Origin of the sequence: Roseobacter weihaiensis (genome assembly GCF_020622345.1) — a bacterium.
Classification (GTDB): Bacteria; Pseudomonadota; Alphaproteobacteria; order Rhodobacterales; family Rhodobacteraceae; genus Roseobacter; species Roseobacter weihaiensis.
The window spans coordinates 196490-218583 of sequence record NZ_JACNMO010000007.1; the positions used below are offsets into that span (position 1 = coordinate 196490).

The window sequence follows — 22094 nt, forward strand, 5'->3', positions numbered from 1 at the left end:
ATCAACCCCCTGCAGGAGACCTCTCATGGCCCTTGAGCGCACCTTTTCGATCATCAAACCCGATGCCACACGCCGTAATCTGACGGGCAAGATCAACGCCAAGTTCGAGGACGCCGGTCTGCGCATCGTCGCGCAAAAGCGCATCCACATGACCAAGCAGCAGGCCGGGGTGTTCTATGCCGTGCATGCGGAGCGTCCGTTCTACGATGAACTGTGTGAGTTCATGGCGTCCGCCCCGGTTGTTGTTCAGGTGCTGGAAGGCGAGGACGCGATCACCAAGAACCGCGAAGTCATGGGGGCCACCAACCCCGCGGACGCGGCGCCCGGCACCATCCGGGCGGAATTTGCCGAGAGCGTGGGTGAAAACTCCGTGCATGGCTCGGACGCGCCCGAAACCGCTGCGGTCGAGATTGCGTATTTCTTCTCCGGCATGGAACTTGTCGGTTAAGCTCATCAGAGCTTTGAGACGCAGAAGGGGTCAGCCGTTGGGCTGGCCCTTTTCTGATTGGGCGCGGACGCCGATCTGATCCATCATCCGTTCAAAACTGTCGAGGTTCTTGTCGAAGGCCTGTGCCTTGATGGCGTCGAACCGCGCGCGCAGCGCCTTTTTTTCGTCGCCCTTGCAGTCATTCCAAGGTCGGTTTTGCAGCCCCATCACCAGAACGTAATATCCGATGAAGTGCGGCCTTGTCCCATGCCTCAGGAGCCTTGCATAGGCCTCGTCCGCGCCCAGTGTCCGCAACTGCTCTGCCGAGGTGATGCCTGCCGCGCGACAGGCCGCCTCAAAGGCAGGACCGAGGTTGCGGATCGATGAGATGGGATCAGACATGGGCAGGTTCTAGCGTGGTTTGCGCGACACTGCCACTCTGACTGTATCGATCAGATGCTTGCGTAATCGGTAATGGGAGGGGATGGTGGCGGGGTCTTGGGCGATGTCGGGCGCGGGGGCTGCGATGGCGGTGTCTTGCGGGTCATGGTGCTGCTTTCCTTTTTGGCGTGGAGCATTTGAATGCAAGGCAGCAGAGCATCGGTTACGGCCGCTCTGGCGGCTCTGGCATGGCAATACTGTGACAGTTCGTGAAATTTAGTCCGAAATGCAGTATTCCGTGCGCTGCTCATAGAGCTGGCCTGCGGGCAGCAGGATGCTGGGAAATCCCTCGTGTCGCAGGGCGTCCGGCCAGCCTTGTGGTTCCAGTGCGATGCCGGCACAGCGGCCAAGACGCTGCCCTGGATGAAGGGCGGCAGGGGCGGGCTCAAGGCCTGCGCCGTTGTAAATCTGCAGGCCGGGTTCGGTTGTGTCAATCTGCAACCGGAGGCCCGGCGGTGCCGACAGGATCGCAGCCGTTTCTAAGGTGGGACGGCGGGCAGAGGCCAGACAGGCGCAAGCATCCAGCATCAGATCTGTAGGAACGGCGCGGGCGGTGCGGAAATCGTAAGACGTGCCGGTGACACTGGCGATCTGGCCAGTGGGCAGGGTCTGGTCGTCCACGGGCAGGTAAGTCTCCGCCATGACCTGCAGCCGGTGGCCGCCGACCGTGGGGCTGCCGTCGAGGTTCCAGTAGGGGTGATGGGCCAGGTTCATCGCCGTGTCACGGTCACTGATCGCGGTCAGCGTCAGGCCCAGGACGCCATCATCCGTAATGCGATAGGTGGCGGTGATCTCACGCACGCCGGGCAGGCCCATCGCGCCATGGTCCAGATGACAGCGCAGGACCACATGGCGCAAGGACTGTTCTGCGATATGCCAGATACGGGTGTGAAGCCCCTGCGGGCCGCTATGCAGGCAGGTCGCGCCCTCGTTTGCGGGCATCTGCCAAACTTTGCATCTGATCGTGACCTCAGCGCCCCCGACCCGATTTGCGACAGGTCCGACAACAGCCCCGAAATACGGCAACGCGCGGCTGTAGGTCGCGGGCTCCGGCGCGCCGAGAACGAGGCTGTGGTTGTGCCCCGCAAGCCAAAGGCCGGAGAGAATTGCGCCTTGCGTCAGTACATGCGCGCGCAGGCGCTTCGATTGCAATACGATCATGGGCCGATCTCCTCGTATTTCTGCGCAATACCAGAAAACCGGACATTGAAAAGCCGTGCGAGTGTGTGGTGCCTAGATGGCCAGCCGACCCACATCGGGGGTGAGGCGCGCATCGATGTATGTTTCCGTCGCCGCTGCATGTCCAACGCCTGCATTGAAGACGAACCGCTTGAGCAACTCGGTCTGAAACTCAAACTCTCGGGCGCGCAGAATGAATTCCGGCGCGTTCGTGCCCTTGCCGAGGTTCATCTGCTCAAAGGTTTGGCAAAGGTTGAAGATTGGCAGGCATATTTCTGCAAGCACGTTCACCGCCAGCTTTTCGCTATGTGTCGCAGAGGTCTCCTGAAAGCCCAGATCGGTCAGAAACGCGTTGTTGATGCCGCCAATGAACTCCTTGAAACGGAAGATTGCGTTGCGGACCCCGTCCTTGGCTTCCATGATCATGATATGCAGGCCGGAGAGAATCAACCCCGGCACCTCTACCAGAAATTCGGGCAAGGCCAGAACTTGCGCACCGCCCGGCAGTCTTTTCAGACAGGACCTGATGGCGTCTGCCAGGCGCCCGACCAGAACCCCTTCGATATCGGTTGTCTCTTGAAACGAAACCCGGTTTCTGAAGCTGCGCCCGATTACCTCGCAGGAGCGGATCGACACAACGTCGGCCGCTTTGAGTGTGAGGTTGAGAGTAATTGTACGATCCGAAAGATCGGAGTGAATAGACTGGGTCTGAGGTAAAGCTTTCATGAATATGCACCGCGCATTAAGAAAAACACCTAGATCATGCGCCCATTCCCTCGACGATCTGTAAATGCACCGTACGGTGCCTGTTGCGTGTCGGATCAAAAGAGGCTTTGTCTTTCTCTGCCAATCATTCTAGTGGAAAACGACTAATACTTCGCAACCCAAGGTTGCCAATTGCAGACTATTCAGTGTTAACCTAAGAGTAATCAGCCCGAAAGAGGGCCGGGACGAACAGGGGCAAGAACTTTGAGCACAGACGAAAAAGACATCACGATCATTGGTATTGGATCATCTGCCGGGGGGCTGGAGGCGATCCGCGAACTTGTGGCGACCCTGCCGACCAACTTGAAGGTCGCCTATGTCGTTGTTCAACACATGTCACCGCATCATAAAAGCCTGATGACCGAACTGGTTGCACGTCAGACCAGCCTCAAGGTCAAAGACGTACAGGACGGCATAAAGCCCGAGCCAAGTGTCATCTATGTCACGCCGCCCAACACAGATATCATCTATGATGCGGGCAAGCTGTGCCTTGTTGAGCCCAGCCATGAGGTGGCCTCGCCAAAACCGTCGGTCGACCGCTTCTTGCTCAGTCTGGCCGACACGCATGGCGAGCAGTCGATGGCGATTATCCTGTCGGGCACCGGTACCGATGGGGCCTATGGCGTGCAGGCGATCCGCGAAGCCGGCGGCATCACCATCGCGCAGGATACCGAAAGTGCCAAATATGACGGCATGCCAATGGCCGCCATGCAAACCGGATGTATCGATCTGGTGTTGCGGCCTTTCGAAATCGGCACGCATCTTCAGAAAATCCTGACGTCGCCCCGTGATTTTGACGCCTTCCGTCAGGAGACGTCGGAAAGCAGCCCCTCCGCGGATCTGTTGCAGATCCTCTTGGCGCGGACACGGGTGGATTTTCGCGAATACAAACAGACAACCATCAATCGGCGCATCGAGCGGCGGATGGTGGCCCTGGGCATTGAAAGCCACGAAGAGTACACACAGTTCTGCCGGGTGAACCCGAATGCGGTCGATGCGCTTTTCAAGGATCTGCTGATCTCGGTCACCCGCTTTTTCCGCGACAAGTCAGAATTTGAACAGCTCAAGGACATGTTGCCGGCCTTGCTGAAGAAGGACTCAAACACGCCGTTTCGCGTGTGGGTGGCGGGATGTGCCACTGGGGAAGAGGCCTATTCGATCGCAATTCTTCTGGCCGAAGCGCTGGGCGGACCTGCGGTGCAGCTCAAGGACCATGTCCAGATTTTTGCAACGGATATCGATAAGGACGCGCTGGAGGTTGCCCGCAAGGGCGTCTACGGGATGGCGGCGCTCAATGATATTCCCAAGGCGCTGGCGGATCGCTATTTCATCAAGCAAAACGATGGCATTCGCGTCATAGACTCGCTGCGTTCCGCCATTCTGTTTTCGGATCACAACGTGTGTCAGGACCCGCCGTTCCAGAAAGTGCAGCTGCTATGTTGTCGCAACTTGTTGATTTATTTTGGAAATGCGCTCCAGCATAAGGTTATGTCGCGGTTCCACTACGCGATGACGGAAAGCTCTATGATGTTCCTCGGGACGGCTGAGACGGTCGCCGGATCGGATGAGATGTTCATTCAGGACAGCAACTCCGCGCATATCTACCGCCGAAGATCGATTCGCAGGTCCGAGCATACGCCTTTTGCCAATACGCGCAGCCTGCCAAAATCCCGCAAAATTGCGCAGGTGCCGGTCACCCAGTCGCAGGCGCATTCCACCGACCGCCAGATGTTCGAGGCGCTGGCCCTGTCTTTGGGGAAAAACTCGGTCCTGGTGACGGATGAGTATTCGATTGTTCGGGTCTATGGCAACGTGAGCTCCTTTATCGAAATGAACGAGACCAGCAGCCTGAAGATGCACATCGATCTGCTGCGCAGGCCCTTTCGGGAGGAGGCTCGCAGCCTTGTGACGCTGGCGCTCAAACATGGGGAACACCGCAGCGGCGTGCGCCACCTTTTGGCCGAGGATGATGACGCCGAAATCCGGCTCGACGTCTATCCGATCATCGCGCGAGAGTTGAACGAACGCGTGGCCCTGGTGGTCTTTAGCGAGGTGCAGATCGACCGCGCCAAGGAAATCACCAATGGCAGTGGACAGGCCAAAGAGGATAGCGGCTTTGACAGTGACCGCATCCGGTTTCTCGAGGATGAGGTCGCCACCACCCGTGAAGCGTTGCAGCAAACCATCGAAGAGCTGGAAACCTCGAACGAGGAACTGCAATCGCTGAACGAGGAATTGCAATCCACCAACGAAGAGTTGCAGGCCACCAATGAAGAGCTGGAAACCTCCAATGAGGAATTGCAATCCACCAACGAGGAGCTGATCACCGTCAACGAGGAACTTCAGGTCACCGCGGCCGAACTCAGCGGACGGACGGGCGAATTGATGTCGGTGTTGGAAACGGCCCCCTTGTCGATCATGGTGCTCGATACCGCGTTGCAAATCTCGCAGGCAACCAATGCGGCCGCCCAGATGTTCAGCCTGGCGCGCCCGATCTCCAATCCGCATATCAGCCAGTGTGTCCTGCCGGAGAGCTATCCGTCGCTGGCACCGATTTGTAATGAGACCCTCAAGCTGGGCGAACCGATCTCCAAGGAATTCACCTCGGGTGGCTCCCGCTTCAAGCTGACCTGCTCGCCGTTTTTTGACATGCGCGGTCAGATGAAGGGGGTGACGATGGTGGTGTCGGAATTCCCGGGGCTGGCCCAAGAGCTTGATCTGATTCTGGATCATGGCGAAATTCATATGCTGAACCGCGCGAAAGACGGAACAATCCTGCGTATCAGCGAAAAGTCGGCCAGCTTCCTTGGTACCACGCGGCAAAAGGCGGAGGGGTCGAATTTCTTCAAGTTTGCCTCTAAGCAGCTTGCCAAGCAGACACGGGATCGGGATGCAGCCCTGCTGAAATCGAAAGACGGCAGCCTGAGAGAGGTCATCCAGATGACTTCTATCGAGGATGGTCAGGAGGTTTGGGTGAATTCCGAAACCTCCCTATTTTACGACCCGGCGTCCGAGGAGCCGTCGATCTATACATTCGGGCAGGATATCTCCGAGGTTGTCGAGACCCGGGATCGGGCCGAGGATGCACTCGCACAGCTGCTTTTGCTGCAGCAATTGGCCAAGATCGGCTTTTGGTCCGTTGATTTGGAAAACAATTCGGTTTTCTGGTCGGATGAGGTTTTCCGCATCCATGGACAGGACCCCAAGACCTTTACGCCGGATTTTGACAAGGCGGTTGAATTCTATCACCCCGCTGACCGGGAGAAGGTGCGCAAGCAGGTCAACCAGGTGCGCAAGAAGGGTGGCGAATTCCATCTCAAGAACCGTTTGATTAACGGCAACGGTGAAACGATCAATGTTGAGACTTTTGGCCTGGCACGCAAAGATCCGTCCGGCAAGGTAGGGCGTGTGATCGGTGTGTTTAGGGCGTTGGACTAAACATTCTGTGTGGCTTCAAGCTCATCGCGAACTCTGGATCGTCAGCAACCAACGCACGATATCAGCGATCGCGGCACTCGCTTCAAGGGTTTGCCCGTCGCCCGCCATCATCGTTGTCTTCGGTCCCTCGAAGAACCAGCCATAGACCGGCATGTTGCTGCCATGGCCCGGCAGGCTGGCACGCCCGTCGATTTGAGCCACGACACGGGCGGTCGGAAAGATGCCATTGTTTTGCTTTTGCAGGATTGTCAGATCTGCGGGAACGACGGTGAGGGCATCCGCCATACTGCCTGTGCCACGCGCATCAGCACCATGGCAGACAGCACAATGCAACTGGAAGAGGCGGTGGCCCGGATCATGACTATCCGCCAGGGATGACGTGCCGCACAGAACAAGCAGCGGCAAAATGTATCGCACCATGGTTTCCTCCCCCCATGACAGCACTGCGTGCAGTTTTTCAGGTTCATTCGGGCAGGTCAAACGATTGCGCTACCGGATCAGTTCAATCACCTCGCCAAAGGGCGGTGGCGTGCGGGCGGGCAGGGGCGTGGCCCAGACTACCGGTGCTGCCGGGGCGGGCCCATGGAGGCCCAGCATATCAGACAGAATGACGATCAAGGACGGGGACAGGCGTGACGCGATGCTCAGAACCTCCACGAAAGAGGTGCCTCCCTCCCGTCGAAAGGTGAGGGTCTCGAACACATTTTGCCCCGTCAGCGGGGTCAGGATGTGGTGGGCATAGACCGCTTCGTCAAAGCATAGAACGTGGGTTTCGACCGTGCTTTTCCGGGTGATGCTGCTCACTTCCCCCGCGAAAAGCGACAGAATGTCGGGGCTGATCGAGCCGGAGGTGTCGATGCCGACAACAACCCGCGGACCTATGGACCGGCGATCGGTTGCGGGCTCGAAAACCGGGGAGGGGCCACCGCGGCGCAGGGCGTCGCTTTCGGCGGCAACCCAGGCGGACCGCGGCCTGCGATAGGACCGTCGCGGGGCGTCGGTGACCGCCTTTGCCAGCAGTCGGCGCAGGCGATGCTCCCAAGGCGTGCGGCTGACGCGGATGTCGCTGAGCTGGCGCAGGACCGTGCCGATGCCGCGCCCGGCGGCCCCAGCCGTTTGCGCCGCCCGGATCAGATGGGCCTGCCATGCAGCGTCTTTCTGATCCGTGTCCGCAGCAGGGTTGTCCGGTTCCAGGTCGGAGTCAAAGGCCTTGGCGGCCTGATAGTCACCCTGTTTCTTTTTCTTTTTGTTTCCAGCGCTTGCAAGGCGAAGGTAAAGTCGATCTACATCCCAGATGCTCAAGAGGTCTTTGCCATCCTCAGCGGGATCGGAGATTACGTCTGCGATCAACTCCGAGAGCGTCACCGCTGGACGTGGCAGGGCATGCCCGGCGCGGAGCAGGCATTCATTGACGATGGCATCGGCGCAGAGATTGTAGGTCAGCGGATCGAACTGGGCACCAAACCGCGCCTGCATGGCCTGCTGCCGGGCCTCATGTCGGAAGGCGATGTGCAGGACATGATGCCCGAGGACACCGATCTGCTCCCGCAGGGGAAGGTTCTGAAACATCGTCCCGATATGGATCGCGTCGCCGGAGGTGATCGTCCGGGGGCCGTCAGCATCCTTTGTGTCGCACCAAAGGGCCAGCGCCGCGAGGCCGGGGTCCACGTCCGGCAAATGCGCAAGCGCGCGCGTCACACGGGTGGAGCGCCGCGTCAAGGCGCTAGTCCAGCCCCAGCGCCTGGCGGTCTGCCGCGTAGCGCGCATAGGCTGCCGACCCAGTGAACGCGTCCTGAAGCCCGTCCCGAAACGCTTTGGCCATCAGCATCTCGAAGCCGAAGGCGCTCAATTCCGCCAAGGGGAGCTGTGCGAAGGCTGGCGTGTCGCGATGACGGGCGACGTGCCGGATCTGTTCCATGATGTCGATGATCTCTGAGAGGGTGTGCGGGTTGGCCGCACCGACCAGCCCGAAAACCACGGCATTCATCCCGTGCAAGCTTTCGGGAAAGAGTGAAAACCTTTCTTTTTCAGTTGCCTGCAGGATGTCATTGATCTGAACCGACGCTTGGATTTCATCTGCAATAACGGCAAACTCGGCCGCGGCGGCGTCGCCCACGGTACCCGCAATCAGCGTCTGCCTGGTGGCACGGTCAGGGACAGCGCTCATGATCTCGCTGACCCGCTCCCAGGCACGGGGCGTGCAGGTGATGAGGTGACCCCGGCGCAAGCTCTCTTCCGTGGTCTCCAGCAGATCGGGTCGGCTGCGCAGAAAGGCGGTCACTGCGGGCGACAGCCCCTTGAGGGCGGCATAGGTCTCCAGCCAGTCCTTGGGATCGGCCTGCACGTGCAGATGGATCAACCTGTCAGAGAGAGCGGTACCCATTTCATAGGCAATGGCGCCATCCTCGACCGTATTGCCTGCCGCCACGATCAGCACGCTGTCCGGCAACAGATGCTGTCCGACCCGACGTTCCTGCAGCAACCCATAGACGGTGGGTTGCAGATAAGGCGAGGCGGCTGTCAGCTCGTCCAGAAACAGGATCGCCGGGGCCTGTGGATCGTCGGGCAGGTCTTCGGGGCGGTACCAGACGGTCTTGCGCTGGTCATGGTCGTAGTAGGGCAGGCCCCGCAGATCCTGCGGCTCGATGGTCGTCAGGCGCAGATCAAAAAGCTTGGCGCCGATCACGTCGGCGAGCTGCTGCACGATCTGGGATTTGCCTACACCGGGACGCCCGTGCAGCATCCATGAGGCGGTCAGGCGGCCGTCTGCCTGCGCTTGCCAACCGGCGTGCAGTACCTCCAGCGCGCGGCCTGCAGAGATCGGGGGGGTGTTCAGGCTCATGACGTGACCTCATTTCCGGGCCGCGGGGTCGGGGGCGTTTCCCGCAGTGCCGCCATCCGGGCATGGGCCGAAATTGTCCCGGTCTCCAGCGTGACCATGTGGATCGATGTCGCCTGGCGCAGGGTGACCGCGTGCAGCGCCTTTTCGGTCAGGGTCTCGTCAAAAAGCGCCTCCCGCAGCCATTGACGGGCTTGCGGGTCCAGGTCCAGCACCGCCGGGTCAGGCGCGGGCTTTTGCACCGACACCAGGGTCAGCGGTGTCACGCGGGCCAATTCCGACTGTTCAACGACCAGATGAAGCTCGCCCGCTGCCATCCCCCGGCGTGCCGCGATCCGGGTCAGCACCCGGGTTCCGTTAAAGCGCAGGGCGTCCAATGTGCGGGCCATTTCATCCTCTGTGACAAGCGCTTCACGCTTTTCCTTTGGCATGTTGAAGACCCGCGTTTCGACAAAGGCAATGAGGATCAGCATCGGAATCGGCGCTTGTGAAATCGGCAGCGCAAGGTCGGGCCAGATCAGCATGGCGACCACGAAGGGCATCAGTGCGCCCAGAAACCGCAGCACCTGCACCTCGAAGATCAGCCGCGCCACCATGCGGCCTGTTGCCTCGCGGCGTGGAATCAGCGAAATCCGCCCTATCATTCGCTTGGGCACGCTCCGTGTTTCCAGCGCCTTGTGGTTGTAAAGTGTTGAAGGGCATACGATGAACATGATTTCTCCCCTCCGCTACCTAGTGCGCCTGATGGGTGCCGTCGAGCCACCTTTCCCGGGCACCCTGCGGAGGAGGGATGCGCCATGACCCGGTTTGCAAAGAACCTTGCTGCGTTTGTCTTGTGGGCGGTCGCCGCTCTGGCGGTGATCCTCAGCATCTGGCAGCTCGAAGCGGAGCGCGCGACGGTCTCGGAGGAGGTCATTGAGACGCAGGCCGGCGCGGTATCGCTCTACCGAACCGAGACCGAAGGCCCGCTGGTCGTCATCACGCACGGCTTTGCCGGGTCGCGGCAGATGATGCAGTATATCTCGCGCGATCTGGCGCGGGCGGGCTTTACGGTCGCGGCATTCGATTTTCTGGGCCATGGCCGTAACCCGGATCGGATGTCCGCGGATGTCTCGCGCATTGAGGGGACAACCCAGCAACTGGTCGGGCAGACCCGCGCGGTCGTGCAGGCGCTGCAACAGGAGGCCGGATTGGCGGGCCCGCTGGCGTTGCTGGGACATTCCATGGCGACCGATATCATCATCCGCGCCGCTGAAGACATCCCGGACGTGGCTGCAATCGTCGCCATCTCGATGTATTCGGATGCCATCACCGCCGATTTTCCGGAGCGTCTGCTGATCCTGTCCGGCCAGTGGGAGGACCGCCTGCGCGCCGTGGCGCTCGACGCGGTGGCGCTGGTGGGCGACCGCGCGGAGGAGGCCGAGACCGTGCGCAACGGACTGGTTCTGCGCCGGGCGGTGTCGGTCCCGCGGACCGAACATGTGGCGGTGCTTTTTGCCCCTCTGACCATGCAGGAGACCCGCGCCTGGCTGAACGATGCCTTTGCCCGACCGCAAAGCGGTCAGACGCAGGCGCGGGGGCGTGCCATTCTTGCGTTGCTTGTGGGGCTGGCGATCCTGATGTGGCCGCTCACGCGGCTCTTGCCTGCGCGGAGAGGACCACAGGCCCCGGTGCCCTTGAGGACGTTTCTGGTCGGTGTCCTGATGCCGGTACTCCCCGCGATGGCGGCGGCGGTGTTGCTCGGAGGCGGTTTGATGCAGACAGCGGCTTTCGGGGCGCTCTTGTTGTTCTTCGCGATCTGGGGGAGCGTTGCATTGATCGTCCTTGTGGCGGCGGGCTACCGTCCGCAGTTGCCCCGTTTGGGCGGCATCGCGCTTCTGCTGCTTTGGGGGCTGGGGGCCTTTGCGCTGGCGCTTGATCGTTATGCGGCAGCCTTTCTGCCGACCGGACCACGGGTGCCCTTGATGCTCTGGCTTTTGCTGGGGACGGTCCCGTTTGTACTGGCAGACCGCGTTTTGGCGGCGGGGGCACCGCTCTGGCGGCGGGTCACCCTGCGTGTCGTGCCTGTGGTGGCCTTGTCCGGCAGCATGATCGTCTTTCCACAGAGCATGGGTGTGCTCTTTACGGTGCTGCCGGTGATGGTGTTGTTCTTTGTGGTCTATGGCACGATGGCACGGGCCGTCGCGGTCAGGACTAACCCCGAGACGGCAGCCCTTGCCCTTGCGGTGATCCTGGCCTGGTCGATTGCCGCCAGCACACCGCTTTTTGTGGGCTGATCTGCACCGGTATTCCATGCCCTGTGGTCAGGTTTCAAGGGGGAGCGCTGGGTTCTCCGCCCGCACCATAGCGGCGGCGCGCGGCGCTCTCGCGCAGCAGCCAGCGGGCGACGCGGGTCTGGGCGGCGGGCGCAGTCCGGCCTTGCCGGCGCAACAGGTAGTAGCCCGATGTCGTCTGCAGCGCTGCGTCGCCAAAGGGCCGGATCAGCTGGCCGCGCTCCAGATGCCGGTCGACAAGATGACCCCAGCCGAGCGCGATGCCAAGACCACTGACCGCCGCCTCAATTGCCAGCGGATAGGTGTTAAAGAGCGTCTGGCGGTCCTCGACGGGCCGTCCCATGCCCCGACCCTCCAGCCACTGGCGCCAGTCCATCCACTCCGGGTGGGTGCTGCTGACCTCGATCAGGTCGAGCTGTTGCGTCGTGGCGACCGAAAGCGTCTCGGGCCATTGGTCTCGATAGGCGGGGGCGCAAACCGGAAAGACCGTCTCGCCAAAGAGCAGTTCCGCGTCGTAGCCGGGCCAGGTGCCCTCACCGCGCAGGATCGTCAGCGCTCTTTCGTCCGAGAGGCATTCGGCATCGCTGTCGGAGGCCGTCAGCTTGATCCGGAGAGCGGCGTTCTCGCGATGAAAGCGGGGCAGCCGGGGCAGCAGCCAGAGCGATGCGACCGAATGCGTTGCGGCCAGATCGACGGTATCTTCCGCGCCGCCGGGCAGGATCGTGTCGGCGGCGGCTTGCAGCGCGTCCAGAGGGGGGGCAATCGCCTCGAAATAGCGTGCACCCTCTCGTGTCAACGTGACAGACCGGTGCCCTCGGGTAAACAGAGCGCAGCCGAAGTGCGCCTCCAGCAACCTGACTTTCCGGCTCACCGCGCTTTCAGCGATGTGCAGGTGTTCCGCGGCGCGCGCAAACCCGCCGAGCCGGGCGGCCGCCTCAAAGGCGATCAGGTAGTCGAGCGAGGGGAGAGCGTTGCGCTTGCGGGTCATGCCCGCAGCACAACATTCTTTGGCTCTCATTTCTAGGGGCAAAGGCCTGAAAAATTCTGTGCAGAGGATTGTTGGTTTTGCGGCACTCTGGGTCTGGGGCGTTGATCCGCGTCCAAATCGTTTTGCCATGCCCGTTTGGGGAAGGGACTGATAGTGACACCAGTAATCCGGCGTGCACAGCAGGGCATACGCACCGCGTCGACCTGTGCGACACGGCAGGTGATGCGATGAGCGCGACTGACACGCCCCGGCATGTCTGGGAGCGTAACGGGGTGCGCATGCCCGGCCTGCCGATCCTGCCACCGGGGGTGGAGCGTCATCCCGTCCCTGGTGGAGGCTCGCGCGCAGTGCCGGTCTATCGCGGCGACCGCATCTCGATCCAGGACCTCGATGGCCTGCAACCGGCTGAGCTGGTTTTCTTTGCGCCGGACAAGTCGTCCGATGCGGGCTATCTCGGGGCGCGCGGGGCCGGACGGCCGGAGCGCACGATTGAGACGCTGTCACAGGGGGGCCCGTCAGGGTCCAGGGTTCTGCACGCGCTGGAGGCGGCGGGGTTTGATCTGGGGCTCGGCGATGCGATCCACGTCTTTGATGAAGGCTCGCGTCCGGGAGAGACTGCCGACTTCGTGGCTCACCGTGATGGTCTGCTGATCTGTGCCGCGCCGGGGGCGCCGATGCAGCCGCAGCACCAGAACCCACCCAGCGATCTGGCGCTCTACGTGTCCCGCGCCGACCCCGCCATGACCAAGGCAGCCCATGGGCCGCCGGACCCCTTGGCCGACCCGCTTGAGGATCTCAACATCCAGCCCGGTGCCGCAACCGCCTATGAGGTCAAGGCCGGTCAGTTCATCCAGATCCTCGACGTCAAGGGGCGCGAATGCAGCGACTTTCAGGCGTTTTCCCTGCGCGCGCTCGACAAGGGGCTGGAGCGGGAGATCGACCCCACCACCACCCGCAGCCTGATGGGGTCGCTCTATCCGCAGCCAGGTATCTTTTCCAAATACTGGAGCGTCGATCACGAGCCGCTCATTGAGATCGTGCAGGACACCTGCGGGCGGCATGACACCTTCGGTCTGGCCTGTACCGCGCGCTACTACGAGGATCTGGGCTATCCGGGTCACGTCAATTGCTCGGACAATATGAACCTCGATCTGGCGCGGTTTGACGTGCGTCCACGCGGGGGGTGGCCCGCCATCAACTTTTTCTTCAACACGATGCTGGACGACACCAACGCCATCGGCATGGACGACCCCTGGTCGCGTCCCGGCGATTACGTACTGCTGCGGGCGCTGACCGATCTGCTGTGTATCTCGACGGCCTGCCCCTGCGACATTGATCCGGCCAACGGATGGAACCCGACCGATATCCAGGTCCGAACCTACAAACAGACCGAAGACTTCCAAAGGTCCGTCGGCTACAGAAAATCCACGGAGGCGGATGTGGAAGACACCAAGAAAACGGCATTTCACGCGTGCTTTGCCGCGCATACCCGCGATTTTGTCGAATATAACGGCTACTGGCTGCCCAACAGCTTTCCCACCATCGGCACGATTGGCGAATACTGGGCGGTGCGCGAGAAAACCGCGATCATGGACCTGTCGCCCCTGCGCAAATATGAGGTCACAGGCCCCGATGCCGAAGCGCTGATGCAGCTTTGCGTGACCCGCAACATCAGAAAGCTGGCCGTGGGGCAGGTGGTCTACACGGCGATGTGCTACGCCCACGGCGGCATGATCGATGACGGCACGGTCTACCGTCTGGGCGAGATGAATTTTCGCTGGATCGGGGGGAATGACACCTCGGGCCTCTGGCTCAGGGAGCAGTCGGAGAAACACGGGCTGAACGCATGGGTGCGCAATTCGACGGACCAGTTGCATAACATCGCGGTGCAGGGGCGAAACAGTCGGGATATCCTCGCGCAGGTCTTCTGGACGCCGCCCACCCAACCGACCATCGAAGAACTGCCGTGGTTCCGGCTGACCATCGCTCGGGTCGGTGATTTTGACGGCCCCGCTGTTGTGATCTCGCGCACGGGCTATTCTGGCGAGCTGGGGTATGAAGTCTTCTGCCACCCCAAAGATGCCGCAGCGGTCTATGCGGCGGTCTGGGATGCGGGGCGGCCTTACGGGCTGACACCGCTGGGGCTGGCGGCGCTGGATATGATGCGGATCGAGGCGGGTCTGATCTTTGCCGGGTCGGAGTTTGACGACCAGACCGACCCCTTTGAGGCGGGCATCGGTTTTACTGTGCCGCTGAAGTCCAAGGAGGACGACTTTATCGGTCGCGCCGCCCTCGAAGAGCGCAAGGCGCATCCACATCGCAAGCTTGTGGGGCTGGCGTTGACGGGGGGCGTCGTCCCCGCACCGGGCGACTGCCTGCGGATCGGCAAGGCGCAGGTAGGCGAGGTGACCTCTGCCATGAAATCGCCACTGCTGGGCCAGGTCATTGCGCTTGGAAGGGTCGCGGCAGCCCATGCGGAGATCGGCACCGAGATCGATGTCGGTCAGCTTGACGGGCATCAAAAACGCCTGGTGGCGCGAGTGGTGCCCTTTCCTCACTTCGATCCGCAAAAGAAGCGGGTCAAGGGGTATTATGGCTGATTGCGTTTTCCAGTGTCGGTCTGCGCTGCGGCTCGCAAGCGCGGGCTTGGTACAGATCGCTTCCTGTGCTGCTTTACGGTCTTATAGAAAAAACAAACGCCCTGACCCATTCGGGCAGGGCGCAGGATAGATATCGCTGGGTGAGGGGACTTACTTCGGCAAGGGCCCGATCAGCATGACCATCTGACGGCCTTCCATTTTCGGAAAGTTCTCCACACGGCCTGCGTCTTTGGTATCTTCGGCGACACGTTCCAGCAACTCGCGTCCAAGGTTCTGGTGAGCCATCTCGCGACCGCGAAAGCGCAGCGTGATTTTCACTTTATCACCGTTCTCCAAAAACTTGAAAACATTGCGCATTTTCACATCGTAGTCATTGGTGTCCGTGTTCGGGCGGAACTTGACTTCCTTGATCTCGATGATCTTCTGCTTCTTGCGGGCTTCGGCTTCTCGTTTCTGCGTTTCGTATTTGAATTTGCCAAAGTCCATGATCTTGCACACGGGCGGGTTGGCATTGGGCGAAATCTCCACAAGGTCCAGTCCGGCCTCATCCGCCATTTCCATGGCGCGGTCCGGTGACACAACGCCTACGTTTTCGCCATCCGCGCCAATCAGGCGAATGTCAGAACCTCGGATTTTTTCGTTCACGCGCGGGCCGGTATCTCTTTGTGGCGGCGCGTTATGGGGTCTGCGAGCGATGATGGTCTTCCTTCGATAGTTGTTGTGGGCCGTGCCTTTAAATTAATCGCAGCGGAGTTTTACTTCAAGCAGCAAATAAGGGCGCAAACAGGTTCCAGACCCTGCAACGCCTCGCTTGGACTGTGTACATCGGTGTGTCAACGCGCAAAATGAAAAAACGCGCTGCGGGATTTCTCCGCACCGCGTCCCTTAACCGGTTTCCATCTGTGCTCAGCCGACAAAGGCTTTCTCGACCACGTAATGCTTGGGATCCGAGTTTGCGCCTTCTTCCAGCCCGAACCCTTCCAGAATCTCTTTGAGGTCCGTGTTCAAGCCGATGGAGCCGCAGACCATCGCGCGGTCTGTTTCGGCCGAGATCCCGTCGATGCCCAGATCTCTGAAAAGGGTGCCGTCCTTGAGCAGCGTGGTGATACGCCCCATCTTCGGGCTCTCTTCGCGTGTCGTGGTCGGGTAATAGGTCAGCTTGGCGAGGTTTTCCGGGCCGATCAGCTCGCCCAGCAGCTCATCGCTCCTGATCTCTTCGATCAGACGGCGGCTGTATTCCAGCTCTGCCACGTCCCGGCAGGTATGCGTCACGATGACCTCGTCATAGTCCTCGTAGGTTTGCGGTTCCCGCAACAGCGAGGCAAAAGGCGCAAAGCCGGTGCCGGTCGCAAAGAACCAGATGCGTTTGCCGGGCAAGAGCGCATCATGCACCAACGTGCCAACCGGCTTGGGCCGCAGGATGATCTCGTCACCGGGTTGGATGTGTTGCAATCTTGAGGTCAGCGGGCCGTCCTGCACCTTGATCGAGTAGAACTCCAGCTCTTCGTCCCAGGACGGTGAGGCAATGGAATAGGCCCGCAGCAACGGTTTTTGTTTGCCTGTCTTGGGATCAGGATCCCCCATCAGCCCGATCATCACGAATTCGCCCGACCGGAACCGCAAGGATGCAGGCCGCGTCACGCGAAAGGAAAACAACCGGTCCGTCCAGTGCTGGACGGCGGTGACGGTCTGGGCGTCGGGGAGGGTGGGCACTTTGGTGGCGGTGGCTTGGGTCACGGAGGAATGCTCGGTCATGAATCTGTCAACGCAGGCTTACACCTGCCCGTCCTTTTTAGAAAGAGATATGTGAAGGGAAAAGGCGGACGCTTTGACGCGTCAGCCGGTTTGCCTGCCGCGCAGGCGGTTCTGGTAGTCGTGGCTTTGCCAATCTGCGCGAAACAGCCATTGATCCTGCGGTTGTCGCGCGGCCAGTTCATCGTCGATCTCGACCTCGTCGAAGCCTGACCGGCGCGCCATCGCGTATTGATCGGCCAGCACGTGCCCGCGGGCCCGCAAGCGCCCGGTAAAGCCACGCAGCCGCAGCGCGCGGGCGATGGAAAAACCGCGCCCATCGGCGGAGGAGGGAAAGTCGACCCGCACCATCTGCAGCCCGGCACAGAGCGGGATTTCCGCCGGATCGGCGTCCGAAGGGACATCGAGGGCTTCGGCATCATTGGCGACCCCCAGGGCTGCAAAGCCGTGGGTCCAGTCGTCCTGGGTAAATCCGGTGTCATTTACGAGTACAGTCATGTTGAAGCTCCTGAGCGGACGGCCTTGCCATTTACAAAGTGGATGCCGCATTCTTCTTTGTCCAAGGTGCGCCAGCGGCCCGCGCGCGGGTCCTCGCCGGGCATGACGGGGGAGGTGCAGGGTGCACATCCGATGGAGGGGTAGCCCTTGGCCACCAAGGGGTGGCGCGGCAGGCGGTTTTCATCGATGTAGTCTGCCACGTCGCTTGGCGTCCAATAGGCCAGCGGGTTGACCTTGATCCGGGGCGTGCCCGCCTCGACCTCAAAGAAGTCGAGACCTGCCCGTTGCCCGGATTGAAAGCGTTTCCGACCCGTGATCCAGCCGCCATGGTGTTGCAACGCGGCCTGCAGGGGGCGTGTTTTGCGCTGGGCGCAACAGGCATCGGTGTCCGTGCGGTGCAGTAGCCCCGTCGGATCGGCCCGCGCGATATCCGCATTGCGGATGATCCGCAGATTGCGCAGGCCAAGACGTTCCGCCACCTCCTGCTGGTAGACCAGCGTTTCGGCAAAGAGCATTTCGGTGTCGATGAACAGGACCGGCACCTCCCGGTTCACCATCGCGGTGAGATGCAGCAAGGCTACGGAGTCGGCCCCGAAGCTGGACACCAGCGCCAGATCGGGCACAGCCTCGAAGGCCACGCGCAGCACATCCGTTGCGCCGTGGTGGCGCAATCGGCTGTTCAGATCGCGGACGCGTGCCTGCTGCTCCCCTGACCCTCCGTCGGTGTTTTCCGAAGGGGCAAGGGGCGGGGTATCAAGCGGCATCGGCCTGGGCCTCGGGGTAGAGGGCGGTTTTGAACGGCGCGAGACCCAAGCGGCGGTAGGTCTGCAGGAATGTTTCCGCAGGTTCTGTGCGCAGCTCGAGGTAGGCCAGCACCAGCCGTTCGATGGCCGGAATGATCTCTTCGGCGGAAAAGCCGGGGCCTGCGCGTTCGCCGATGCTGGCATCTTCGGTGCCATCGCCGCCCAGCGTGATCTGGTAGTTCTCCACCCCTGCACGGTCGAGGCCGAGAATACCGATATGGCCCACGTGGTGGTGTCCGCAGGCGTTGATGCAGCCGGAGATCTTGATCTTCAGTGGCCCCACATCGTGCTCCAGCTTCAGCGCGTCAAAGCGCGTCGCAATCTCCTGCGCAATGGGGATCGAGCGGGCCGTTGCCAGCGCGCAGTAATCCATGCCGGGGCAGGCGATGATGTCGGAAATTAGGCCGATGTTGGCCGTCGCCAGACCCGCCTCCTTCAACGCGGCGTGGAGCGCGGGCAGATCGGCCTTGTGCACATGCGGCAGGATCACGTTCTGCTCGTGGCTGATGCGGAGCTCGTCATGGGCAAACGCACGGGCCAGATCCGCCATCACGCGCATCTGTTCCGAGGAGGCATCGCCGGGCGTGGCCCCATGCGCCTTGAGGCTGATCGACACGATGGCATAGCCCGGCGCGCGATGTGCGGTCAGGTTCGTGTCGGCCCAGGACCGGAACACCGGATCATTGGTGTAGGCGGCCTCGAAAGGGGCCAGCGATTTGATCTTGAACTTCGGTGCGGCGAAATCGCTTTCGATGGCGGCCAGCATCTGCTGATCGACACCGGTGAACTGCGGCCGGATCAGCGCATAGCGCTCCTCGACCCGGGCGCGGATCTCTTCGATGCCGTTTTCATGTACGGTGATCTTGATCCGGGCCTTGTACTTGTTGTCGCGCCGCCCCAGCACATTGTAGACGCTCACGATGGCTTCGAGATAGGGCAGCAGGTCCTCGCGCGGCAGGAAATCCTTGATCACCTTGCCGATCATCGGGGTCCGGCCAAGGCCGCCGCCCACGATCACCTCGAACCCGGCCTGACCCTCGCGTTCGATCATGCGCAACCCGATGTCATGCGCCTTGGTGACGGCGCGGTCATGCGGGCTGCCGGTGACGGCCACCTTGAACTTGCGCGGCAGAAACTGGAATTCGGGGTGGTCGGTGGACCACTGGCGAATGAGCTCGGCCACCGGGCGCGGGTCGGCGATCTCATCTGCCGCTGCACCGGCAAAGTGGTCCGCCGTCACATTACGGATCGTATTGCCGGAGGTCTGGATCGCGTGCATCTGCACCTCGCCCAAAGCGTCCAGCATATCCGGCACATCGCGCAGTTCGGGCCAGTTGTACTGGATGTTCTGGCGCGTGGTGAAATGGCCGTAACCCTTGTCCCATTTGTCCGCGATATCGGCCAGTACATGCATCTGGCGGCTGTTGAGCGTGCCGTAAGGGATCGCCACCCGCAGCATATAGGCGTGCAGTTGCAGGTAGAGACCATTCATCAGGCGCAGCGGTTTGAACTCGTCTTCGGTCAGCGAGCCGTCGATGCGACGCTCGACCTGGGCGCGGAACTGGGCGTTGCGCTCTTTGATGAACGCGGCGTCAAAATCAGTGTATCTATACATGCTCACGTGTCTCCTGCTTGCCATGGGCGTAGTTGGACGGACCGCGCGACCGGAACGCCTCGCGGAAATGCGCGGGGGTGGGGGTGTCATCGCAGAGGTCCACATCCGCCAGATAGGCGCCCACGATCTCGCCCGTCTGCTGGGTGGCATCGATCAGCCGCAGCGCGGCATCCGCCTCATCGGTCAACACCTCCGCCTCCGCCAGATCGCGGGTCCAGCCGCTGGCGGTCTGATAGATCACATCGCCTTTGAGCAGGTGATTTGCGGTGACGACTTTGGGGGTAAAGGGTTTGGGCATCAGAGCGCCTCCTGTGTTTGCGAAACCGGCGTGTGAAAGAGCGGATCCGCGCGATCTTCGATATGCGCCGCGGCTGCTTCACGCGGGGCAAGGCCGTAAAGTGTGAGTGCCGGGCCCGACATCTGCGCGGCAGAGAGGGCGGCGGGCAGGGCATCCAGCGTCGTCTCCAGCACCCGCTGATCCGGGCGTGAGGCGTTCTCGATCACGGTGACCGGGGTGTGGCGGTCCGCGCCATGCATCAGCAGGCGCCCCTGGATGAACCGTGCGGATTTCTTGCCCATGTAGATCGCGGCCACCTCGCCGGGACGCGCCAGCGTGGCCCAGTCGTGATCGGCAAAGCCTTTCATGTCATGCCCGGTCAGGAAACGGACCGAGGAATTGCGCTGCCGCCGGGTCAGGCTTTGCCCGATGGCGGCGACCGAGGCGGAGGCGGCGGTGATCCCCGGCACGATGTCCCAGCCGATCTGATGCGCGTCCACCGCGTCGATCTCTTCGTCCAGCCGCCCGAAAACCGTCGCATCGCCGGATTTCAGACGCACGACCTGTGCCCCGGTTTGCGCGTGCTCGACGATCAGCGCGTTGATGTCCTCCTGCGCCATGGAAGGGCCAAAGCCTTCCTTTCCGGCGTTGATCATCAGTGCCTCGCGGCGGGCGAGCTCCAGAATGGGCTGGCTGATGAGGCGGTCGTAGATCACCACATCGGCCTCATCCAGCACCCGGCGGGCCTTCATCGTCAGCAGGTCGGGATCGCCCGGCCCCGCCCCCACGAAATGCACGTGCCCGGGCCGGGCCTCGCGGTGCAGATGCGCCTCCAGCAGGGTATCGAGGCTGTCCCGGACGGCAGGCTCGCCCTCTTTGATCGCTTTCGGGCCCGCCGAGAAATAGTAATCACGCCAGAAATCACGCCGCGCCCGGCCAAAGGGCAGGGCATCGGCGAGCTTGCGAAAAGACTTGCCGATCCGTGCCAGCGGGCCAAGCGCTGCTGGAAGACGGCTTTCCAGATCCGCCTTGATGGCACGCGCCAGCACCGGGGCCGCCCCTTCCGTTCCGATCGCGACGGTCACGGGATCGCGGTCGACAATGGCGGGCGTGATGAACTGGCTATCCTGCAGGTTGTCGACGATATTGACCAGCGCCCCATCGGCGCGGGCAATTGCTGCAGTCCGGGCATCTTCCGCCTCATCTTCGTCAGCGGCGTAAAACAGGGCCGCGCAGAGCGTGTCACCGGGGGCCATCGCCCGGCGGACCAGTGTCAATCTGCGCTCATCTGCCCAGCGTTCGATCTGACTTGCAGGGTCTGGCGAGAAGACGGTGATATGTCCCGCGGTTTTGAGCAGAAGCCGGAGTTTGGCCAATGCAGCCTCACCCCCGCCCGACAGGACAATGCGTCGCCCGTGCACCCGCAAGAAAACTGGGAAATGATCCATGATGGCTGCCTCTTGAATTTCTTTCACCCAATATAGGAAATAATTCCGCATATTGGCTATATGTCTGACTTGATAAGGACGAATGTTCCGTTTATGTCGCAAAATAGAACAGATGACTGATAGAAGGCTAAAATCGAGAATGGCAGTTCGGATTGATGAAACGGATCGGAAAATCCTCAAGGCGCTGCAGCGCGATGCAAGCCAGTCGCTGGATGAGATCGCCTCTGAAGTGGGGTCGTCAAAGACCCCGGTCTGGAACCGGATTCGCAAGATGCGGGAGGCAGTCGTCATCGGCCAGCAGACCGTTGTGCTGGATGCGGAAGCCCTTGGGTTCGAGGCCTGTTTTTTTGTCCTGATCCGCACCTCCGAGCATGAGGCGGACTGGCAGGCGGCGTTTCTGAAGGCGCTGCGCGACCGGCCAGAGGTGCAGGAGGCGCACCGCTTGGCCGGAGATATCGACTATATTCTCAAGGTCAGGGTTCAGAATGCGCGCGCTTATGACGCTTTCTACCAGGCGCTGATCTCAGAGGTCCGGGTGCATAATGTGACCGCGCTTTTGTCGATGGAAGAAATCAAATCCACCACCATGCTGCCGCTGTGATCTGATCCAGCGGAGCGGCTGCGCCGCATGACAGTCTTGGACCGTGTAGAGCCGTGACGCCAAATGCTGGATTGGCCTGTCCTGACTTGCGGCAGATCTGCCAACAGACCTGGCGTTCAGTCTGGCCATTTTGAGCCAAACAACAAAGAG

20 protein-coding genes are annotated in these 22094 nt (G+C 61.4%); 5 read left to right on the forward strand and 15 right to left on the reverse strand.

The genetic code is table 11. From position 1 onward, the window contains the following. The first annotated feature begins 25 nt into the window (after positions 1–25). Positions 26–448, forward strand: a complete 423-nt coding sequence (ndk, locus tag H7847_RS10585) for a nucleoside-diphosphate kinase (RefSeq protein ID WP_227269452.1) — start codon at positions 26–28, stop codon at positions 446–448. 30 nt (positions 449–478) lie between these two features. Here the strand turns inward: ndk and H7847_RS10590 are convergent, their stop codons facing one another. From H7847_RS10590 to H7847_RS10600, 3 genes are all read right to left on the reverse strand, one after another. Further along, positions 479–829: a TfoX/Sxy family protein gene (locus tag H7847_RS10590; protein ID WP_227269453.1), complete on the reverse strand. Its 351-nt coding sequence runs from the start codon at positions 827–829 to the stop codon at positions 479–481. Positions 830–1084: 255 nt separating this feature from the next. Beyond that, on the reverse strand, positions 1085–2029 hold the full coding sequence (locus H7847_RS10595; RefSeq protein WP_227269454.1) for an aldose epimerase family protein: 945 nt from the start codon (positions 2027–2029) through the stop codon (positions 1085–1087). 72 nt (positions 2030–2101) lie between these two features. Further along, the gene (locus H7847_RS10600) at positions 2102–2773 is read right to left on the reverse strand and encodes a hypothetical protein (RefSeq protein WP_227269455.1); all 672 of its coding nucleotides are present in this window, start codon (positions 2771–2773) and stop codon (positions 2102–2104) included. A gap of 243 nt (positions 2774–3016) precedes the next feature. Between H7847_RS10600 and H7847_RS10605 the strand changes: the two genes are divergently transcribed. Next, a complete protein-coding gene (locus tag H7847_RS10605; RefSeq protein WP_227269456.1) occupies positions 3017–6250 on the forward strand; it encodes a chemotaxis protein CheB in 3234 nt (1077 codons plus the stop codon). A 21-nt stretch (positions 6251–6271) separates the two neighbouring features. Here H7847_RS10605 and H7847_RS10610 read toward each other — a convergent pair whose 3' ends face one another. The 4 genes from H7847_RS10610 to H7847_RS10625 all read right to left on the reverse strand — a co-directional run bounded on the left by H7847_RS10610 (position 6272) and on the right by H7847_RS10625 (position 9802). Next, on the reverse strand, positions 6272–6670 hold the full coding sequence (locus tag H7847_RS10610; RefSeq protein WP_227269457.1) for a c-type cytochrome: 399 nt from the start codon (positions 6668–6670) through the stop codon (positions 6272–6274). A 69-nt stretch (positions 6671–6739) separates the two neighbouring features. After that, complete coding sequence (locus tag H7847_RS10615) at positions 6740–7969, reverse strand: vWA domain-containing protein (protein WP_227269458.1); 1230 nt, start codon at positions 7967–7969, stop codon at positions 6740–6742. Between the two features lie 4 nt (positions 7970–7973). Further along, positions 7974–9092 (reverse strand): AAA family ATPase, encoded by a 1119-nt coding sequence (locus H7847_RS10620; protein ID WP_227269459.1) that lies wholly within the window; start codon positions 9090–9092, stop codon positions 7974–7976. Beyond that, positions 9089–9802 carry a hypothetical protein gene (locus H7847_RS10625; protein ID WP_227269460.1) on the reverse strand — a complete coding sequence of 238 codons (714 nt, stop codon included), beginning with the start codon at positions 9800–9802 and terminating at the stop codon, positions 9089–9091. The genes H7847_RS10620 and H7847_RS10625 overlap by 4 nt, the downstream gene beginning before the upstream one ends. A gap of 84 nt (positions 9803–9886) precedes the next feature. On the opposite strand from H7847_RS10625, the gene H7847_RS10630 reads away from it, so the two are divergent. Beyond that, entirely contained in the window at positions 9887–11365 is a 1479-nt protein-coding gene (locus tag H7847_RS10630) for an alpha/beta hydrolase (RefSeq protein WP_227269461.1), read from the forward strand. A 34-nt stretch (positions 11366–11399) separates the two neighbouring features. Here the strand turns inward: H7847_RS10630 and H7847_RS10635 are convergent, their stop codons facing one another. After that, the gene (locus H7847_RS10635; protein WP_227269462.1) at positions 11400–12350 is read right to left on the reverse strand and encodes a LysR substrate-binding domain-containing protein; all 951 of its coding nucleotides are present in this window, start codon (positions 12348–12350) and stop codon (positions 11400–11402) included. A gap of 227 nt (positions 12351–12577) precedes the next feature. Here H7847_RS10635 and H7847_RS10640 point away from each other — a divergent pair, with 227 nt between their 5' ends. Then, on the forward strand, positions 12578–14950 hold the full coding sequence (locus H7847_RS10640) for a DUF1989 domain-containing protein (protein ID WP_227269463.1): 2373 nt from the start codon (positions 12578–12580) through the stop codon (positions 14948–14950). 150 nt (positions 14951–15100) lie between these two features. On the opposite strand, the gene infC is transcribed toward H7847_RS10640, so the two are convergent. The 7 genes from infC to cysG all read right to left on the reverse strand — a co-directional run bounded on the left by infC (position 15101) and on the right by cysG (position 21343). Beyond that, positions 15101–15595, reverse strand: coding sequence for a translation initiation factor IF-3 (infC, locus tag H7847_RS10645; RefSeq protein WP_227269464.1), 495 nt, complete (start codon positions 15593–15595; stop codon positions 15101–15103). 261 nt (positions 15596–15856) lie between these two features. Then, positions 15857–16705 carry a ferredoxin--NADP reductase gene (locus tag H7847_RS10650; protein ID WP_227269465.1) on the reverse strand — a complete coding sequence of 283 codons (849 nt, stop codon included), beginning with the start codon at positions 16703–16705 and terminating at the stop codon, positions 15857–15859. An 81-nt stretch (positions 16706–16786) separates the two neighbouring features. Beyond that, a complete protein-coding gene (locus H7847_RS10655) occupies positions 16787–17200 on the reverse strand; it encodes a DUF934 domain-containing protein (protein WP_227269466.1) in 414 nt (137 codons plus the stop codon). Then, entirely contained in the window at positions 17197–17964 is a 768-nt protein-coding gene (locus H7847_RS10660; RefSeq protein ID WP_227269467.1) for a phosphoadenylyl-sulfate reductase, read from the reverse strand. Before H7847_RS10660 ends, H7847_RS10655 begins: the two co-directional genes overlap by 4 nt. Then, the gene (locus H7847_RS10665) at positions 17954–19618 is read right to left on the reverse strand and encodes a nitrite/sulfite reductase (RefSeq protein ID WP_227269468.1); all 1665 of its coding nucleotides are present in this window, start codon (positions 19616–19618) and stop codon (positions 17954–17956) included. Before H7847_RS10665 ends, H7847_RS10660 begins: the two co-directional genes overlap by 11 nt. Beyond that, complete coding sequence (locus H7847_RS10670) at positions 19611–19916, reverse strand: DUF2849 domain-containing protein (RefSeq protein ID WP_227269469.1); 306 nt, start codon at positions 19914–19916, stop codon at positions 19611–19613. The genes H7847_RS10665 and H7847_RS10670 overlap by 8 nt, the downstream gene beginning before the upstream one ends. Beyond that, positions 19916–21343 carry a siroheme synthase CysG gene (cysG, locus tag H7847_RS10675; protein ID WP_227269470.1) on the reverse strand — a complete coding sequence of 476 codons (1428 nt, stop codon included), beginning with the start codon at positions 21341–21343 and terminating at the stop codon, positions 19916–19918. The genes H7847_RS10670 and cysG overlap by 1 nt, the downstream gene beginning before the upstream one ends. A gap of 139 nt (positions 21344–21482) precedes the next feature. Between cysG and H7847_RS10680 the strand changes: the two genes are divergently transcribed. Beyond that, a complete protein-coding gene (locus H7847_RS10680; RefSeq protein ID WP_227269471.1) occupies positions 21483–21944 on the forward strand; it encodes an Lrp/AsnC family transcriptional regulator in 462 nt (153 codons plus the stop codon). The last annotated feature ends 150 nt before the right edge of the window (positions 21945–22094 follow it).

Bases quoted from the DNA above. Each gene is read 5' to 3' on its own strand.
- H7847_RS10625 (WP_227269460.1), bottom strand. From the start codon at position 9,802: ATGTTCATCGTATGCCCTTCAACACTTTACAACCACAAGGCGCTGGAA.
- ndk (WP_227269452.1), top strand. From the start codon at position 26: ATGGCCCTTGAGCGCACCTTTTCGATCATCAAACCCGATGCCACACGC.
- H7847_RS10650 (WP_227269465.1), bottom strand. From the start codon at position 16,705: ATGACCGAGCATTCCTCCGTGACCCAAGCCACCGCCACCAAAGTGCCC.
- H7847_RS10635 (WP_227269462.1), bottom strand. From the start codon at position 12,350: ATGACCCGCAAGCGCAACGCTCTCCCCTCGCTCGACTACCTGATCGCC.
- H7847_RS10630 (WP_227269461.1), top strand. From the start codon at position 9,887: ATGACCCGGTTTGCAAAGAACCTTGCTGCGTTTGTCTTGTGGGCGGTC.
- H7847_RS10655 (WP_227269466.1), bottom strand. From the start codon at position 17,200: ATGACTGTACTCGTAAATGACACCGGATTTACCCAGGACGACTGGACC.
- H7847_RS10660 (WP_227269467.1), bottom strand. From the start codon at position 17,964: ATGCCGCTTGATACCCCGCCCCTTGCCCCTTCGGAAAACACCGACGGA.
- H7847_RS10670 (WP_227269469.1), bottom strand. From the start codon at position 19,916: ATGCCCAAACCCTTTACCCCCAAAGTCGTCACCGCAAATCACCTGCTC.
- H7847_RS10600 (WP_227269455.1), bottom strand. From the start codon at position 2,773: ATGAAAGCTTTACCTCAGACCCAGTCTATTCACTCCGATCTTTCGGAT.
- H7847_RS10680 (WP_227269471.1), top strand. From the start codon at position 21,483: ATGGCAGTTCGGATTGATGAAACGGATCGGAAAATCCTCAAGGCGCTG.
- H7847_RS10610 (WP_227269457.1), bottom strand. From the start codon at position 6,670: ATGGTGCGATACATTTTGCCGCTGCTTGTTCTGTGCGGCACGTCATCC.
- H7847_RS10665 (WP_227269468.1), bottom strand. From the start codon at position 19,618: ATGTATAGATACACTGATTTTGACGCCGCGTTCATCAAAGAGCGCAAC.
- H7847_RS10640 (WP_227269463.1), top strand. From the start codon at position 12,578: ATGAGCGCGACTGACACGCCCCGGCATGTCTGGGAGCGTAACGGGGTG.
- H7847_RS10620 (WP_227269459.1), bottom strand. From the start codon at position 9,092: ATGAGCCTGAACACCCCCCCGATCTCTGCAGGCCGCGCGCTGGAGGTA.
- cysG (WP_227269470.1), bottom strand. From the start codon at position 21,343: ATGGATCATTTCCCAGTTTTCTTGCGGGTGCACGGGCGACGCATTGTC.
- H7847_RS10595 (WP_227269454.1), bottom strand. From the start codon at position 2,029: ATGATCGTATTGCAATCGAAGCGCCTGCGCGCGCATGTACTGACGCAA.
- H7847_RS10590 (WP_227269453.1), bottom strand. From the start codon at position 829: ATGTCTGATCCCATCTCATCGATCCGCAACCTCGGTCCTGCCTTTGAG.